The 16,970-nt window shown below is 70.1% G+C and carries 14 protein-coding genes and 1 pseudogene; 10 read left to right on the top strand and 5 right to left on the bottom strand.

Annotated elements, in window-relative coordinates:
• Positions 1-9: 9 nt before the first annotated feature.
• The 7 genes from nuoL (at position 10) to AB0K00_RS01350 (ending at position 8,824) form a co-directional block, all read left to right on the top strand.
• On the top strand, positions 10-1,923 hold the full coding sequence (gene nuoL, locus AB0K00_RS01380) for an NADH-quinone oxidoreductase subunit L (RefSeq protein ID WP_363513452.1): 1,914 nt from the start codon (positions 10-12) through the stop codon (positions 1,921-1,923).
• Positions 1,920-3,449 carry an NADH-quinone oxidoreductase subunit M gene (locus AB0K00_RS01375; RefSeq protein WP_363513449.1) on the top strand — a complete coding sequence of 510 codons (1,530 nt, stop codon included), beginning with the start codon at positions 1,920-1,922 and terminating at the stop codon, positions 3,447-3,449. Before nuoL ends, AB0K00_RS01375 begins: the two co-directional genes overlap by 4 nt.
• Positions 3,446-4,984 (top strand): NADH-quinone oxidoreductase subunit NuoN, encoded by a 1,539-nt coding sequence (nuoN, locus tag AB0K00_RS01370; protein ID WP_363513446.1) that lies wholly within the window; start codon positions 3,446-3,448, stop codon positions 4,982-4,984. The genes AB0K00_RS01375 and nuoN overlap by 4 nt, the downstream gene beginning before the upstream one ends.
• Before the next feature lie 53 nt (positions 4,985-5,037).
• The gene (locus AB0K00_RS01365) at positions 5,038-6,111 is read left to right on the top strand and encodes a polyprenyl synthetase family protein (protein ID WP_363513443.1); all 1,074 of its coding nucleotides are present in this window, start codon (positions 5,038-5,040) and stop codon (positions 6,109-6,111) included.
• A gap of 412 nt (positions 6,112-6,523) precedes the next feature.
• Entirely contained in the window at positions 6,524-7,300 is a 777-nt protein-coding gene (locus AB0K00_RS01360; RefSeq protein WP_363513440.1) for an IclR family transcriptional regulator C-terminal domain-containing protein, read from the top strand.
• Positions 7,301-7,515: 215 nt separating this feature from the next.
• The gene (locus AB0K00_RS01355) at positions 7,516-8,040 is read left to right on the top strand and encodes a sigma-70 family RNA polymerase sigma factor (RefSeq protein ID WP_363513437.1); all 525 of its coding nucleotides are present in this window, start codon (positions 7,516-7,518) and stop codon (positions 8,038-8,040) included.
• Complete coding sequence (locus AB0K00_RS01350) at positions 8,030-8,824, top strand: zf-HC2 domain-containing protein (RefSeq protein ID WP_363513434.1); 795 nt, start codon at positions 8,030-8,032, stop codon at positions 8,822-8,824. Before AB0K00_RS01355 ends, AB0K00_RS01350 begins: the two co-directional genes overlap by 11 nt.
• 16 nt (positions 8,825-8,840) lie before the next feature.
• Here the strand turns inward: AB0K00_RS01350 and rarD are convergent, their stop codons facing one another.
• The 3 genes and pseudogenes from rarD to AB0K00_RS01335 all read right to left on the bottom strand — a co-directional run bounded on the left by rarD (position 8,841) and on the right by AB0K00_RS01335 (position 12,762).
• Positions 8,841-9,779 (bottom strand): EamA family transporter RarD, encoded by a 939-nt coding sequence (gene rarD / locus AB0K00_RS01345; protein ID WP_363513431.1) that lies wholly within the window; start codon positions 9,777-9,779, stop codon positions 8,841-8,843.
• A 154-nt stretch (positions 9,780-9,933) separates the two neighbouring features.
• Positions 9,934-10,293 (bottom strand): annotated as a pseudogene (locus tag AB0K00_RS01340) (phage holin family protein); the annotation flags it as partial.
• A gap of 732 nt (positions 10,294-11,025) precedes the next feature.
• Positions 11,026-12,762 (bottom strand): type VII secretion protein EccE, encoded by a 1,737-nt coding sequence (locus AB0K00_RS01335; RefSeq protein WP_363513428.1) that lies wholly within the window; start codon positions 12,760-12,762, stop codon positions 11,026-11,028.
• A 68-nt stretch (positions 12,763-12,830) separates the two neighbouring features.
• Here AB0K00_RS01335 and eccB point away from each other — a divergent pair, with 68 nt between their 5' ends.
• On the top strand, positions 12,831-14,183 hold the full coding sequence (gene eccB / locus AB0K00_RS01330) for a type VII secretion protein EccB (protein ID WP_363513425.1): 1,353 nt from the start codon (positions 12,831-12,833) through the stop codon (positions 14,181-14,183).
• Here eccB and AB0K00_RS01325 read toward each other — a convergent pair.
• Positions 14,177-14,974 (bottom strand): Dam family site-specific DNA-(adenine-N6)-methyltransferase, encoded by a 798-nt coding sequence (locus tag AB0K00_RS01325; RefSeq protein WP_363513422.1) that lies wholly within the window; start codon positions 14,972-14,974, stop codon positions 14,177-14,179. The two genes, eccB and AB0K00_RS01325, sit on opposite strands and share 7 nt — an antisense overlap.
• Positions 14,975-15,100: 126 nt before the next feature.
• Between AB0K00_RS01325 and AB0K00_RS01320 the strand changes: the two genes are divergently transcribed.
• Positions 15,101-15,418: a WXG100 family type VII secretion target gene (locus tag AB0K00_RS01320; protein ID WP_327007012.1), complete on the top strand. Its 318-nt coding sequence runs from the start codon at positions 15,101-15,103 to the stop codon at positions 15,416-15,418.
• 18 nt (positions 15,419-15,436) lie between these two features.
• The gene (locus AB0K00_RS01315; RefSeq protein ID WP_363513419.1) at positions 15,437-15,733 is read left to right on the top strand and encodes a WXG100 family type VII secretion target; all 297 of its coding nucleotides are present in this window, start codon (positions 15,437-15,439) and stop codon (positions 15,731-15,733) included.
• 183 nt (positions 15,734-15,916) lie between these two features.
• On the opposite strand, the gene AB0K00_RS01310 is transcribed toward AB0K00_RS01315, so the two are convergent.
• Entirely contained in the window at positions 15,917-16,963 is a 1,047-nt protein-coding gene (locus AB0K00_RS01310; protein WP_363513416.1) for a S8 family serine peptidase, read from the bottom strand.
• Positions 16,964-16,970 lie beyond the last annotated feature (7 nt).

Here is a 16,970-nt window from a genome sequence, read left to right as displayed (position 1 = left end):
GAGCGGGTTGTGGAACCAATCGCCTACACGGCGGCGAACGGGTGGCTGGGCACGTTCTGGCTGCTGCCCGCGATCCCGCTGGCCAGCGCGGCAGTGCTGCTGTTGCTCGGCAAGCGCGCCGACCGCTGGGGACACTGGCTCGGCGTGCTCAGCGTCGCCACGTCCTTCGTGCTGGGGCTGACCTACTTCTTCACGCTTCGCGGGCTCGAGAACCGCAGCGGCGTCGAGCTGAAGCTGTGGGACTACATCGGCGTCGGGGACTTCAAGGTCGACCTGGGTCTGCTGTTCGACCCGCTGTCGGCGATGTTCGTCCTGCTGATCACCGGTGTCGGGTCACTGATCCACCTCTACGCGGTGGGTTACATGGACCACGACCCGGGCCGCCGGAAGTTCTTCGGCTACTTCAACCTGTTCGTCGCGGCGATGCTGTTGCTGGTCCTGGGCAACAACTACGTGATGCTGTACTTCGGCTGGGAGGGCGTCGGCCTCGCGTCCTATCTGCTGATCTCCTTCTGGTATCTGAAGCCCAGCGCGGCGACCGCCGGCAAGAAGGCGTTCCTGATGAACCGCGTCGGTGACGCCGGTTTCGCGATCGCCATCTTCATGATGTTCGCCTACCTCGGCACGGTCGACTACGCCGAGGTGTTCAACAACGTCAACAAGCTCAGCAGCGGCGTGGTCCTGACCATGGCGCTCCTGCTGCTGCTCGGCGCGGCCGGCAAGTCCGGCCAGTTCCCGCTGCAGGCCTGGCTCCCGGACGCCATGGAGGGCCCGACCCCGGTGTCGGCGCTCATCCACGCCGCGACAATGGTCACCGCCGGCGTGTATCTGATCGCCCGGTCGCACGCGATCTTCGACGCGAACGAGACGGCCCAGTTGGTCGTGGTCTCCGTCGGTGCCCTGACGCTGCTCATCGGCTGCATCATCGGCACTGCGAAGGACGACATCAAGCGGGTCCTCGCCTGGTCGACCGTCAGTCAGATCGGCTACATGTTCCTCGCCGTCGGTCTCGGCGGCGCGGCATACGCCCTGGCCCTGGTCCACCTGCTGGCGCACGGCTTCTTCAAGGCCGGCATGTTCCTCGGCGCCGGTTCGGTCATGCACGGCATGCACGACCAGGTCGACATCCGCCGCTTCGGCGGGCTGTGGAAATACATGAAGATCACCTGGGTCACGTTCGGCCTGGGCTGGCTGGCGATCATCGGCTTCCCGCTCCTGTCCGGCTACTTCTCGAAGGAGCCGATCATCGCGGCGGCCTTCGAGCGTGAAGGCTGGCAGGGTTGGGTCTTCGGCGGTGCGGCGATGCTCGGTGCCGGCCTGACCGCCTTCTACATGACCCGGCTGTTCTGGCTGACGTTCCACGGCCCGGAGCGCTGGACCGAGGACATTCACCACCCGCACGAGTCGCCGGCCATCATGACGATCCCGCTGATCCTGCTGGCGGCCGGCTCGGTCGGCGCCGGGTATCTGCTGAAGACCTCGGTGCCCGAGTGGCTGACCCCCGTCTATGGGACGGAGGAGGCGGAGAAGGTCCACGGCGCTCTCGGCCATGACGCCGTCACCTGGCTCTCGCTGCTCGTCACGGTGCTCGGCGCGGGCCTTGCCATCGCGCTGTTCAACAAAGGCACCGCCCTGGCGGAGGAGCCGGCCGGCGCGCTGGTCACCGCGGCCCGCAAGAACCTCTACACCGACTCGTTCAACGAGGCGGTCTTCGAGGCGCCGGGTCGCTACCTGACCCGGGCCCTGGTCTACATCGACAACCGCGGCATCGACGGCCTGGTCAACGGCCTCGCCGCGGGGGTCGGCGGCGGCTCCGGGCGGCTCCGCCGGGCGCAGACCGGTTTCGTGCGCTCCTATGCCCTGTCCATCCTTGGAGGCGCGGTGCTCGTGGTGGCCGCCATGCTGGCGGTGACGTTCGGATGAGCTCCTTTCCATATCTGACCGTGCTCACGGTGGCGCCGCTCGTCGGCGCGGCCGGGATCGCGTTCCTGCCCAAGGACAAACCGGAGCTGGCCAAACGCGCCGCCTTCGGCTGGTCGCTGCTGATCCTGGCGCTGACCGTCGGGCTGTGGCTGCAGTTCAAGCCGACCGGCGAGCGGTTCCAGTTCCGCGAGTCCTACACCTGGATCCCGCAGTGGGGTGCCAAGTTCACCTTCGCGGTCGACGGCATCGCCCTGGTGATGATCGCGTTGATTGCGCTGCTGGTGCCCCTGGTCGTGCTCGCGTCCTGGCACGACGCGGACAAGAGCAAGCGCTCGGTGCCGGCGTACTTCGCGCTGCTGCTGGCCCTGGAAGCCACGATGATCGGCGTCTTCGCCGCACAGGACGTGTTCCTGTTCTACGTGTTCTTCGAGGTCATGCTCGTGCCGATGTACTTCCTCATCGGCTCCTACGGCGGTCACCAGAAGCAGTACGCGGCAGTCAAGTTCTTCCTGTACTCCCTCGTCGGCGGGCTCTTCATGCTCGCCGCGGTGGTCGGGCTGTGGGTGCTCGGCGGTCACACCTTCGACTGGCCGACGCTGCTGTCCGCGGACTTCGGGGTCAACGCCGAGCGCTGGCTGTTCCTCGGCTTCTTCCTCGCCTTCGCGATCAAGGCGCCGTTCTTCCCGTTCCACACCTGGCTGCCCGACGCCGGTGGCGCGGCGCAGGCCGGCTCGGCAGCGCTGCTCGTCGGCGTCATGGACAAGGTCGGCACGTTCGGCATCCTGCGCTACTGCCTGCCGCTGTTCCCCAACGCCTCGAAGCACTTCGCCTGGCTCGGGCTGACGCTCGCGGTGGTCGGCATCGTGTACGGCGCGCTGGTGGCCATCGGCCAGCAGGACCTGAAGCGGCTGGTGTCCTACACGTCGATCGCCCACTTCGGCTTCATCGGCATCGGCATCTTCGCCTTCACCACCCAGGCGGGCACCGGCGCGGTCCTGTACATGGTCAACCACGGCCTCGCGACCGGCCTGCTCTTCCTGGTCGTCGGCATGCTGGTGAGCCGCCGCGGCAGCGCGCTGGTGAGTGACTTCGGCGGTGCCGGCAAGCTCGTGCCGATCCTCGCCGGGGTGTTCTTCATCGCCGGTCTCGCCTCGCTCGCGCTGCCCGGCACCTCGCCGTTCGTCTCCGAGTTCCTGGTACTGATCGGCACGTTCACGGTGAACAAGACGGTGGCCGTCATCGCCACCGCCGGCATCATCCTGGCCGCCGGCTATGTGCTCTGGATGATCCAGCGCACCACGCAGGGCACCACGAACCCGAAGCTGCTCGAGATCAAGGCGATGAGCCGGGACCTGTCGGTGCGTGAGGCCGCCGTCGTCACGCCGCTGATCCTGCTGATCATCGTGCTCGGCTTCTACCCGAAGCCGGTCATCGACGTGATCAACCCGGCGATCAAGGCGACGATGACGGACATGCACGTCACCGACCCGAAAGCCACCGCAGGCACCGTGGAGGCCGGCAAGTGAACGACAAACTCCAACTGCCGAACCTGGATTACGCGGCGCTCTCGCCGATGCTGATCCTGTTCGGGGTCGCGTGCATCGGGGTGCTCGTCGAAGGCTTCGTGCCGCGGCGTGTGCGGCACACCGTGCAGCTGTCCCTGTCGCTGCTCGGCCTTGTCGCCGCGCTGGTGATGGTGATCCGCGAGGGCAGCACCGATGAGCTCACGGCGCAGACCGCGGTCGCCATCGACGGCCCCGGCATGTTCCTGTCGGCCGCGATCATCGTGCTGGGCATCGTGTCCCTGCTGCTGATCGGTGAGCGGAGCCTGGAGACCGGCGGCGCGTTCGTCGCGCAGGCCGCCGTCACCGCCAACACCGACGCCGACCGCGACCAGGCCGCGCGCACGAGCGGGGCGACCGAGGTCTTCCCGCTCACGATGTTCGCGCTCGCCGGCATGCTGCTCTTCTGCACCGCGAACGACCTGCTGGTCATGTTCGTGGCGCTGGAGGTCTTCTCGCTGCCGCTGTACCTGCTGTGCGCGCTCGCCCGCCGCCGCCGGCTGCTGTCGCAGGAGGCCGCGCTCAAGTACTTCCTGCTCGGCTCGTTCGCCTCGGCGTTCTTCGTGTTCGGCATCGCGCTCATCTACGGCTACGCCGGCCAGGTCGACTTCAAGGCGATCGACACCGCGATCCAGAGTTCGGCCAACGACGACATCCTGCTCTACGTCGGCCTGGCGATGCTCTCCATCGGCCTGCTGTTCAAGGCCGCGGCGGTGCCGTTCCACGTGTGGACCCCTGACGTCTACCAGGGCGCGCCGACGCCGGTCACCGCGCTCATGGCGGCCTGCACCAAGGTCGCCGCGTTCGGTGGCCTGCTGCGGCTGGTCTACGTGGGCTTCTCCCGCACTGAGTGGGAGTTGCAGCAGGTGCTCGGCACGGTGGCGGTCATCACAATGCTCGTCGGCGCGATCCTGGCCGTGACGCAGACCGACATCAAGCGGCTGCTGGCCTACTCCTCGATCGCCAACGCCGGCTACCTGCTCCTGGGCGTGCTGTCGATCTCGGAGCGGGGCCTGTCCAGCTCGATGTTCTACCTGGTCGCCTACGGCTTCACGGTCCTCGCCGCGTTCGCCGTGGTGACCCTTGTCCGCGACGCCGACGGCGAGGCGACGCACCTGTCGCGCTGGGCCGGGCTCGGGCGCCGCTCGCCGCTGTACGCGTCGCTGTTCACGTTCATCCTGCTGGCCTTCGCCGGTCTGCCGCTGACCAGCGGTTTCACCGCGAAGTTCGGCATCTTCGCGGCGGCGATCGACGCCGGCCAGACCTGGCTGGTGATCGCCGGCGTGGTGAGCAGCGCCATTCTGGCCTTCCCCTATCTGCGGGTGGTCGTCATGATGTGGCTGTCGGAGCCGGGCGAGACGACCCCTGCGGTGTCGATCCCGGGCGCGATGACGGCAGCGGCGCTGGTCATCGGGACCGTCGCGACGTTGGTGCTGGGTGTTGCCCCGAGCGTGTTGATCGAGGCGACCGAGCACGCGGGGATATTCGTCGGTAAATAAGGGCTTGCGTGCCGTGACGTCCCCCGTGGTGAACCACGTGGGGGCGTCGCTGTATGAGGGCGCCGCAAGCTGATCGGACAGGCTATGGCATCGTTGGAGCTGTGGTGAGTACGGGAACCGTGCAATCGGGTGCGTCTGTCGGCTTGACCTTCGCCGATCCGGCGTTGGAAAGCAGCGTCATGGCGATCCTCCGGGACGTCGAGACGGTGCTGGTCGACTCCGTCGACAGTGCCAACCCGCTGGTGACCGAGGCGGCCCGCCACCTGCTCAACGCGGGTGGCAAGCGGTTCCGGCCGATGCTGGTGGCACTCGCGGCGCACTTCGGCGACCCGAGCGCGCGTGAGGTCGTGCTGGCCGGCGCGGTGGTTGAGCTGACCCACCTCGCCACGCTCTACCACGACGACGTCATGGACGAGGCCGCCGTGCGTCGTGGCGCGCCCAGCGCCAACTCCCGCTGGGGCAACTCCCTGGCCATCCTCATCGGCGACTATCTGTTCGCCCGCGCCGCCGCCGTCGCCACCGAGCTCGGGCTCGACGCGGTCAAGATCCAGGCGAGCACGTTCTCCCGCCTCGTGCACGGCCAGGTCGCCGAGACCGCCGGCCCGCTGCAGGGCGAGGACGCGATCTCGCACTACCTGCGGGTCATCTCGCAGAAGACCGGCTCGCTGATCTCGACCAGCGCCCGCTTCGGCGGCATGTTCGGCGGCTGCAGCGACGAGGAGATCGAGGCGCTCGCAACGTTCGCCGAGACGTTCGGCATCGCGTTCCAGCTCTCCGACGACCTGATCGACATCGCCAGCGAGAGCACCCAGTCGGGCAAGACCCCCGGCACCGACCTCCGTGAAGGCGTGCCGACCCTGCCGGTGCTCTATGCGCTGGCCTCCGGCGACGGCGACGCCACCTCGATCCGCCTGCGCGAGATCCTGTCCGCGGGGCCGGTTACCGACGACGCCCTGCACGCGGAGGCGCTGACGCTGCTGCGGGAGTCCGCGGCGCTGAAGCAGGCCCGCGAGACCGTCCGGGGCTATGCGGACCGTGCCCGGGCGTGCCTGGCCCCGCTGCCGCACGTGCCGGCGCGGGCCGCCCTGGAGTCGCTGTGCGACTTCATCGCCGACCGCACCAACTGATCCTTACCGCGTTTCCCCGCTCCGGGACGGCGCTCCACTGGCCCTTCGCCGGCGCTGACGGCTGGGTGCCACATTGCTCAATGCTCTGTGGCACTGATACCTGCCCTCACAACAACTCGCGACGACGTGATAACAGCCAGGAGTGGCTCTGCAGCACTCGCCTTGTGCTTACTCAAGCAACAGCGCTCTACTTACACAGACTTCATGGGTCGTGATCGAACGGTACTCACATCACGCGGCGTGTCGAAGACATGACTGCACACAACCCATGTCCGGAATGAGCCATTCATCGCCATGTGCAGAGCGCTCGGATTCCCTCACCTCGCGCCACAAATGATCAAACTGTTCCCTGGACCCTCTCCAGTTTCATATGGTGTGAATCCAGTTACTGCTGCGGCTGGGGAGGGCGGCGGTGCGTGATCCACAGGCCGAACCCTCGGACCTCATCCGGAGCGTGTCGAGGGCACTACGAGTCTTGGAGGCCGTGGGTCAATCACCACGCGGCCTCACCGTGAAGCAGATCGCCCGGCGATGTGACTTCACGGTCGCGACGACCTACCACCTCGTGCGCACCCTGGCATACGAGGGCTACGTAATACGGCGTGAGAACGGCACCTACGTGGTCGGCTTGGAGATTGCCGACCGCTACCGGGAGCTGGTCCTCGCGTTCCGGGGGCCCAGCGCCGTCACAGACCGGCTGCGCCGAGCCGCGGCCGAGACGGGGTACAGCCACTACCTGGGGCGCTTCATCGGCGGCAGGATCGCCGTCACCGCGTCAGCGGAGGGTCCACGGACCCCGCCGTACGACGAGCTGGTGCCGGGCTACGACGACGCCGCACACGCCACGGCACTTGGCAAGGCGCTGCTCGCCACGATGAGCGCGGACCAACGATGGCGCTTCCTGAAGGAGTACGGGATGCGCGCGTACACCTCGGCGACACTGACGTCGCCGGAGGCCCTCGACTCCGACCTGGCTGCCGGCGAACGTCGCGGCATGCAGATCGAGATCGGGCAGTTCCGCCAGGGTCTGGCGTGTGCCGCGGTCATGGTGGTCACCGACCGCGACCCGGACCGCCGGGTCGTGCTGGCCTGCGCGTTGCCGCCGGCGGAGCTGATGTCCTCGGCCAAGGTGGTGCGGACCCGGCTGCTCGCCACCGCGCACCACCTGGCAACCGTCCTGGCGGAATGAGCTGAATGGGCCGAATGGGCCGAATGAGCGGCTGAAGGAGCACGTGAAGAAGGGCGCCCCCACCGCGTGGGAGCGCCCTTCTCCGCTTCTCGGCACCTTTTCGGCACCTTTTCGGCACCCCAGGGTGTCGGGTCAATGACATGTGACGCCCCCTTGAACCACTGTGCGTATTAGTGCGTAGAAGCCAGTGGAAGGGATGCGGATAGTGCCAAGGCGTGAGTACAGACGATGCTGACCTGCTGCTGAAGGCGCTCCACAAGGAGCACGGAGATGCGCTGTTCGCCCATGCGCTGCGACTGACCGGCGGAGACCGCCAACGGGCCGAGGACCTCGTGCAGGAAACCCTGCTACGGGCCTGGCAACACCCGGAGGCGCTCGACCCGGCCCGCGGCTCGGTTCGGGCCTGGCTCTTCACCACCGCACGGAACCTCGCCATCGACGCGTGGCGGCGACGCTCCGCGCGGGTGGGCGAGGTCTTCACCGACCAGATGCCGGAATCCCCGGTCGTGGTCGACGAGACCGAGCGCGCGGTGGAGTCCTGGGTCCTGGCGGAGGCGCTGACCCGACTTTCCCGACCGCACCGCGAGGTCCTGGTGGAGTGTTTCTACCAGGGACGCTCGGTCGCCGAGGCGGCCGAACGGCTGGGCGTGCCCCCGGGCACCGTCAAGTCGCGGACCTACTACGCACTGCGTTCGCTGAAGGTCGTCCTTGAGGAGTTGGGGGTGAGCAATGAGGTGTGAACACCTCCATGACTCGGCCGTATACGTTTTGGGAGCATTGTCGCCGCCCGAGCGCGAGACATATGAGCGGCACCTCGCGGACTGCGCGCAGTGCCGTGCGGAAGTGGCCGAGTTCGGCGAACTGCCGACGCTGCTCGGCAAGCTGGACCCGGACGTCGCCCAGGCACTCGCCGCGGACGACGTACCGCCCGGCTGGGCCGGGCCGTCGGCCGCTCCCGCGACCGCCTCCTGGGCCGGACCGTCCGCCGTTCCTTCGGAGGCGTCCTGGGCCGGACCGTCAGCGGTCTCGGCGGCCTCGGCGGCCTCTCCCGCCGATCCGTTGCTGCCCAGGGTGCTCGACCGGGCGCAGCGCAGCCGGCGCACCGACCGGCGGCGCCGTCGCTGGCAGAGTGTGGGGACTGCGCTCGTCGCCGCCTGCCTCGGCGTGCTCGCCGTCATCGGGGTGCGTTCCGCGGGGGTTGGACAGCCGGACTTCGTCGCTATGCAGGAGGTGGCCGCCACGGTACCGGTGACCGCCAGCCTGGCCCTCGAAAACGAGCCCGGCGGGACCGTCGTGCGGATGCAGTGCGCGTACAAGCCGGTCGCCGCCGCGGGCCACGGCAAGTGGACCTACAAGCTCTACGTCGTGCCGAAGACCGGCGAGCCCGAGGAACTCGACTCGTGGACCGCGGGCGTCGGCGACGAGTACGACCTCAAGGCCCACAGCCGCATCCAGCGCGGCGACATCCAGAAGATCGAGATCCGCAAGGGCGACGGCACGCCGTTGCTCGTCCTCAACGCCTGAAGCCCGCTCGTCTCACTCACACCGCTAGACCCGGCTGGGCGGTCGCCGTCTTCTCGACGGCGGCCGCCTTCTCGGCTCTGCGCTGCCGGCTGTGCCGGATCGCGTCCCAGGTGAAGATCGCCAGGGCGCACCAGACGATGACGAACCCGGCCAGCCGCGCCGGCGGCATCGGCTCGTGGAACACCAGCACACCCAGGACCAGCTGCAGCGTCGGCGTCAGGTACTGCAGGATCCCCAGCCCGGACAGCGGCACCCGGTTCGCCGCCTCCGCGAACAGCAGCAGCGGCACCGCGGTCAACAGGCCACTGCCCGCCAGCAGCACGGTGTGCCAGGCCGACACCGTGCCGAACGTCTCCTGATGCCGCGAGGCAAGCCACACCAGATACCCGATCGCGGGCAGCGTCAGCACCGCCGACTCCAGGAACAGCCCCTCACCGGCCGGCAACCCGAGCCGCTTCTTGATCAGGCTGTAGGTGCCGAATGACCCCGCGAGCGTCAACGCGATCCACGGCAACCGCCCGTAGTCCACGCTCAGCACCACCACGGCCACGGTGCCGACCCCGAGCGCCACCCACTGCAACCGTCGCAAACGCTCCCGCAGCACCAGTACCCCGAGCAGGATCACGAACAACGGGTTGATGAAGTATCCCAGCGACGCCTCGACCACCCGGTCCGTGTCCACGGCGAAGATGTAGACACCCCAGTTGACCGCGATGAACACCGCCGCCACGGAGATCCCGGCAAGCCGCTTCGTGTCCTTCACCAGCGCCCTGAGGACCTGCCATCGCACCAGCACGGTCAGCAGCACCGCGACCGAGATCAGCGACCACACGATCCGGTGCGCGAGCACCTCGACCGCCCCCGCCGGCCGCAACGCCCGGAAGTACAGCGGGAACACGCCCCACATGATGTTGGCGGCCAATGCGGACAAGTACCCACGGCGCAGCGGTTCCACACTGCTCACCGTAAGGGGCGGTCGGCCAACCGCCCCTCACCGGGTCGTTCTGGTGTGTTCTCTGCTACCGGTAGTTCTGCGGGTAGTACTGCTGGCGGGGCGGCGGAGGCGGAGGCTGACGGCGGCGGTTCCGGTCCTTGTCGCCACCGTCGGGGATGACAAGGTTGATGACCCAGCTGACGATGCCGATGAACAACGCCCCGAGCACCGCCGCCGGCCAGAAGTCGTCGACGTGGAACGCCAGATCGAGCTTCTCAGCGATCCAACTCGTCAGCATCAACAACAACCCGTTGACGACCAGCGAGATCAGCCCAAGCGTCAACAGATACGCCCAGCAACCAATGGTCTTGATGATCGGGCGCAACACCGCGTTCACGATCCCGAAGATCGCGGCGACGACGAGCACGGTCAGCACCTTGCGCCCGGTCGTCCCCTCAACAGTGATGCCCGGGATCACCAGCGTGGCCAGCCACACCGTGAACGCACTCACGCCGAGCCGGATGAGGATTCCCATGCGGGTGATCGTGCCACGCCCCTCCAACCGCGGATACCCCGCCGCCCACCCCGACCAGCACACCACCTCCCCCGCCCGCCCTCACCCGTGCTGGTCCCGCATCACCCCCTGATGACCTGCCGCGGGCCGGCCACCTCACGGCTGTCTGCATCGCCATAGGACAACTTCGATCACGACCAGCCGGTCGTCGACCTTGCCGTTCGCGCTGTGGCTCCCGCGTTCACGGCACGCATGCCCCCGTCGACCGGACCGAAAGCGTTCGAGATGGCGATCACCCCGCCGCGCCACGAGCGAGCTCTCGGCAGCGTGGCCGCCGCCCGAACGACGGGTGTTCGAGCAGGTGGCCGACTGCATGCGGGCCGCCTGCCGTGGTTGCCGCCCGTGCTGAATGCCACGCTGGACGGCCAGGCCGTTGAAGGCGCGGCGGGCGGCCGTTCTCCTGCGCCCGCAGCCTGGCACGCCGGCTGAGCAGGTCGTTACGGATGAGGTCTGGCAATGGCCTGAGGCGACGTCGGCGACCCCGGACCCCCGGTCAAAGTGTTGCGGATGTGCCAGCCCGCGTGAGGACGGATCCGTCGTCAACCGGACCTCGGCTGCATCAGCGCGGGCGGCGTCGTAATCCGCACCCTGTGGATGGTGGGCGTGCGTCAGTACGTGGGTGGGGGCAGGCCGGTGGGGAAGTGTCGCGCAGCCTCCTTGCGATGGGTTCCAGGTGGAGAGGCGAAGAGTGGGTCAGCGGGCGGGGCCGCCGGTCAGCTGGAGTTCGACCGGAGTCGGGGACAGGTGGGCCCAGCGGACGGTCCGGCGGCTCACAACAATGCCGAGCATCTCGGGGGCGATGCGGGTGAGCCAGGAAGCCGACTCCGTCAGGCCGAGCACCTCCGTGGCGATCACGGCCTCGGCCGGTGTCAGGGGTTGCAGCAGGACGAGGTCAGCGCGGGTCAGCAGGTCGGCGTCCGCGGTGGTGAGGTCGTCGCGGACGACCAGAATGGCGCGCCAGGCTGACTCGGCGACGGTAGGGGTGGGGCCGCCGTCGACGGGGCCGGTGTCGATGACCAGCAGCTGAGGGTCGAGCGCCGTCGCAGGCGGTGGGTCGGCGGGCCGGCCGGCTGGGAGCAGGGTGACCGGCTCATCGCCGAGGCCGCGCAGGAACGAGGACCAGGCGTCGGGGCGGGTCGACTGGACGGTGACGTGGGCGCCGAGGGCGAGGGCGCGCAGGGTCAGCATCTCCGCGCAGCGCAGGCCGCCGATCAGCACGGCGCGGGTCGGCTCGGCGCGGAACGGGCGGATCACCACCGGGGTGCCGTGCCGGTTGACGCCGAGCATCAGGCCGTCGCCGCCGGCCGTGGGCTCGAGCGCGGCGAGGTGGGCGGTGGTGACGTGCGGGGCGTCCGTGCCGTCGAGGGTGAGGTCGTCGCGGCCGGCGAGGAGGCCGGCGAGGGCGGCGGCGCCGGCCGGTGCGCCACCACCGAGGGGGAGCGTGGCGGCGAGAGCGTCGAGCGGGGCGCCGTCGAGGCGGGCGACCTCGGCGCCGAGCCCGGCGGCGAGCTGGTGCAGCGCTGCGGTGGCGTGGTCGAGCGCGGTCGGGGTGGGCGCGGCCAGGCGGATGGTCAGCTCGGCGCGGCAGGTGTCCTCGCCGCCGGTGGCGGTGAGCGCGACGGTCACCGCCGAGCAGGGCAGGGTCAGCAGCCGGTCGGCGAGCGGACCGTCCTGTGGCCAGCGGCGCAACCGGAACACCGCCTGCGGCAGCCCGCCGACCTCCAGGCCGCGCCGGGTCTCGCGGACCGGCCGGTCGGGGCGGTGCCCGGCCGCGTCGGCCAGCGCGGCGAGGGCCGACGGCGGCGACAGCGGGCGGGCCGGCAGGCCGGCCTTGCCGAGCAGGCGGCAGGCGCGGCGGATCGCGGCGATGAGGCTGCGCTCCAGGTCCTCGCGCTGATAGCCGCCGGCGCGGCGGATCCGCAGGCTGAGCAGGACCTGGAGGTGCGCGAGCCCGCGGCCGTCGGTGAGTTGCCGATAGGAGGTGGCGCAGGGCGTCGCGCCGGCGCCCGGGTCGGGGGCGGCGGTCGCGCTGACCAGCAGCTGGATCCGCGCCTCCGGCAGGTCCGGGGCGGGCGGGGGGAGCAGCGCGCTGAGCGGCGGGATCGGTGGCAGGGCGTCGCCGAGCAGGTCGGTCAGGTCGCCGACCCGGATCGTCGCGGCCAGCCCGTCGGCGTCCTCGAGCACGCCGACGTCCACGCCGTCGATGTCGACCGGCGTCATGACGGCGCCAGGTCGAATCACCGCGAGCAGCCCGGCGCCCGTCGCCAGCAGCCCGGCATCCGCCGGTGACGACCCACGCCGCCTGGGCGGCCGGACCTGCAGCCCCAACGGCACGGCGGCGGCCAGCGCCCACGCTGGATGGACCGTCCACGCCAAGACCAACAATGCCAGCGCGACCTGCGCGAGCACGATGCGCACAGCCTTGCTCATATCGCCCCCCGCCTATGCGATCTGAGGAATATCGTAGGGCGCCGGTACGACAGTTTTGGGAGGAACGCATGGCGTCGCGGCAGGACCAGCTGCATTCGTACCAGTTCATGGTCCAGCGGGTCGTGGCCGCATTGGTCATGCGCGAGACGGACCCGCCGAGATCGCCGTTTCGACGAGTAGCAGGGGCAACGCTCGTCGGAATACTGCTTGCGGCGCTGGGAGTTGGCGGAGCGGCGGCGTATGCGCTGGTCGTGCCGGGCACTTCTGGCAAATGGCGCAACGACCGGGCAATCATCGTGGAGAAGGAGTCCGGCGCGCTTTTCGTGTACCGCGACGAACGCCTCCATCCGGTCCTCAATCAGGCGTCCGCGTTGCTCATCCTCAACCAGCCCGGGGCGAAGACGGTCGCGGTCTCCGCCAAGTCCCTCGCCGAGGCGCCGCGCGGCGCGACGCTGGGCATCCCCGGCGCGCCCGCCTCCCTGCCCGCCGCGGCGAACCTGCGCCGCGACCCGTGGACAGTCTGTTCCAGCAGCAGAGCGAACAACGAGGAATCGGTGCTGTTCATCACCGACCACGGACCCAGTGGCGGCACCGGGCTCGGCGACCACGGGCTGCTGGTCACCGGCCCCACGGACGCCCTGTACCTGCTGTTTCACGGACGCAGGCACCTCATCCGCCAGCCCGGCGCCGTGCTACCCGCGCTGGTGTGGTCCGGCCGGCCACAGACAGCGGTCGCGCAGGCGTTCCTGCACGCGGTGCCGTCCGGCGCCGACCTGGTCACACCAGCTGTCACCGACCGCGGGCGCAAGGTCGCCGGCAAGGTCACCGGACAGCTGTTCGGCGTCCGGAGCGGGGACAGGGTGGACGCGTTCATGATGACCGGCGACGGGCTCGCCTCGGTGACACCACTGCAGGCCGCGCTGCTGCTCGCCGCGCCGGAGACCGCCGCCGTGCAGGGCCGCGGCGAGCTGCTGCCGCTCACCCCCGGCGAGCTCGCCACGCTGGTCCAGGACCGCCAGGTCCGCCCGTTCGCGGCCGGCGCCGACCTGCCCACCGCGGTGCCACAGCTTCTCGACGATGTCTCCGGCGCCATGTGTACGACCAGCGCCGCCACCATCACAACCGGCAACACGCTGCCCGATGCGGCCCGCGACCTCAAGACGTCCTCGGTGTCGGCGACGGGCACCGTCCTGGCCGACCGCATCGTGGTGGCACCGGGCGGCGGCGCGCTGGTGCGTACCGACACCGGCAACCTCACACTGGTCACGGATCTCGGCCGGCGGCACGCGCTACCGGTCGCCGGCGTCCTGTCCGCCCTCGGCTACCAGGGCGTGGAGCCGGTCACGGTGCCGGGCGGGTTCGTCGGACTCCTCCCGGTCGGGCCGGCCCTCGACCCCGAGCAGGCAGCACGCGCTCAATAGTTCGTGAGCACCAGGTCCGAGCTGGCTCTGGCATCGGATCGCAGGTTGATGTCGCGGCGGGTCGCCATCGTGGTCGCGGTGAAGTCGCCGTAGATGCGGCGGGTCGCGTCCGTGTCGCTGTTGGTCATCGTGATCAGGACCCCGCGGCCCGTGGCGTCGCGCATCGCGGCGGCGAGTCGCTCATGGTCCGCGTCGCGGAACTGGCCTGCGGTGTACCGCTTGAAGTCCGCGAATCCGCCCTCCGGCAGGTACGGCGGGTCGAGAAACACCCAGTCGCCGGCCGCCGCCTCACGCAGCGGCTCCTCGAAGTCGCAGCGCCGGATATCCACCCCCGCGAGCGCCGCCGAGGCCGCAAGCAGCGTCTCCCGGCGATAGTACGGCCGGTCATACGCGCCGTACGGTGCGTTGAACCCACCCCGCCGGTTGACCCGCCACAGCCCACGGAACGCGGTCTTGTTCAGGTAGATGACGCGGGCGGCCCGCTCGACGTCGCTCAGGCCGGCGGAATCCTGCGCACGCACCTCGGCGAACCGCTCCGCCGTGTTGGGCAGCGCGTCGAGCCGCTCCATCACCGCCTCGGGCCACGCGGCCACGGCGCGGAAACAGGCGACGAGCTCGGGATTGGCGTCGGACAACACGGCCTTGGCCGGCCGCAACTCGAAGAACACGGCGGCGCTGCCCATGAAGGGCTCCCAATAGCGGCCGGTGAACGGCGGCGCCGCGGCGACCAGCTGCGCCGCATAGCGGGTCTTCCCGCCGGCCCACTTGATGAACGACCGGCCATCCGCCACGCGGTACATCGTAAAGGACGGGCGAAATGCCGGAAGTTATCCACAGGGAGGAATTACGTCTGGTTGTCGATCGGTGACTGCCGATACCGTCGGCGGGTCCGCGACACGAGAGACGGGGAGATCACCGTGGCACAGACGACACAGGCGCAGCAGGCCGAGCTGCATTCCGCCGCGCAACGGTTCGAGCAGGTCAACGGCGAGCTGCAGAGCATGCTCAGCACGCTGATGCGCGAGCTGGAGACGACAAGGACCGGTTGGCAGGGCGCGGGCGGCCGGTCGTTCGACACGGTCAAGCACGCGTGGAACCGGGACCAGGAGACGCTCAACAAGAACCTGCTGGAGACCGCCGAGGGCCTCAGGTCCGCCGGGCGCAACTACCAGGTCACCGACGCCGACGCCGGAGCCCGCTTCAGGGGCATCGGCACCCAGCACCTGCCGCTCTGAGCCGGACGGGAGACATTCATGGACGACACACTGGTGGTCAACTTCGCCGCCATGGATCACGCCGGGCAGTCCATCCAGAGCGCGCTCAACACGCTCAACGCCCGGCTCGAGGAGGTCACGCAGCTCGGCCGGCGACTGACCACGGGATGGCAGGGCGAGGCGCGGGAGGCGTATGCGGCCCGCCAGGCCAACTGGGAGCGGGCGGGCGGTGATCTGGCCGCGACGCTACGGGAGATCAAGGTCGCGCTGGACGAGTCGATGCGGCGCTACCTGGAGACGGAGCAGCGCAACAGGCACCTGTTCCCGCAACGCTGAGCTGGCGCGACGGCCCGGCCCGCGACGAGTCCGCGGGCCGGGCCTTCAGCCTGCCGCGAGCCGGTCCCGGTCCGGCGGTCGGACGCTCCGGCGCGGCGCGGCGCGGCGCGGCACGGCACGGCACGGGGCGGCACGGCACGGGGCGGCACGGGGGGCGGCGCGGCGTGGAGCGGCACGGTGCCGTCAGTGGCGGCTGCCGAATGCAGGTGCGGCCCGGTCGCCGGAGGTCGCATCCGGCGGTTCGGGCTGTCGCTGGACGCCTGGGCGCCAGCCTCGGCGCCTCCCACGCGGCCCCACGACCGCGATCAGCAGCATCAGCGCGGCAAGTCCCACGCCCAGCCCGGACAGCGCCAGCGTGCGACTCTGCGCCTCGGCCCTCGCCGCGGCCCGTGGGTCCTGCGCGACCGGAGCAAGCGCCTGCCCTCCCGGCTCCGGTGCCGCCCCGGTCTCCTCCGTCAGCGCCCGGTAGGGGTTGAGGACGCCGGCGCCGAAACCCGGACCGGCCACGCCACCGTCGGCGGTCGCCACCAGTCGCGCCGCGATCTGTGGTGCCGTCATGCCCGGTTGGTACTGGCGGAGCAAAGCAGCCGTCGCCGCGACGTACGGTGCCGCGAAGCTCGTGCCCTCCACCGTCATCAGCCCCTGCGGTGTGGCGGTCGTCACGATCTGGGCGCCCGGCGCGACGAGATCCACGAACGGGCCGGTCTGCGAGCCCGCCACCCGCTGCCCGTCCGGGCCGATGGCGCCGACGCCGATGACCCCCTCGTACGCCGCGGGGAACGGTGTCCGGTTGCCCTCCGCGAAGCGGTTGCCGGCGGCGGCGACCAGCACCACGTCCCGTGACACCGCGAACCGGACCGCTTCGCGCACGTCGGCGCTGTCCTGGTACGACACCAGCGACAGGTTGATCACCCCGGCGCCCCGCTCGACGGCCGCCCGGATCGCCGCCGCGACCCCTGCCGGGCTGCCCCGCCGGCCGGCGGTCGTGCCGTCCTCCAGCTCGACCAGTTCGCTGACCCGCAGCGCCAGGATCGTGGCGCCTGGCGCGAGTCCCTGCAGTGGCGAGCCGGCGGCCGGCCGGGCGGCGATGATCCCCGCCACCCCGGTGCCGTGCCCGACACAGTCGACCAGTGATCCTCCGCCGTCGAGTTGGTCGGGCCCCGCCCGCACCGCGCCCCGGAGCTGCGGGTGCCTGGCGTCGACACCAGAATCGACGACAGCGACCGTCACGCCAGAG

It is taken from the genome of Dactylosporangium sp. NPDC049525, from assembly GCF_040676755.1.
In the GTDB taxonomy this organism is placed as follows: domain Bacteria; phylum Actinomycetota; class Actinomycetes; order Mycobacteriales; family Micromonosporaceae; genus Dactylosporangium.
The sequence above is the reverse complement of the archived record's forward strand: the minus strand, read 5'-3'. Positions and strand labels throughout refer to the sequence as shown.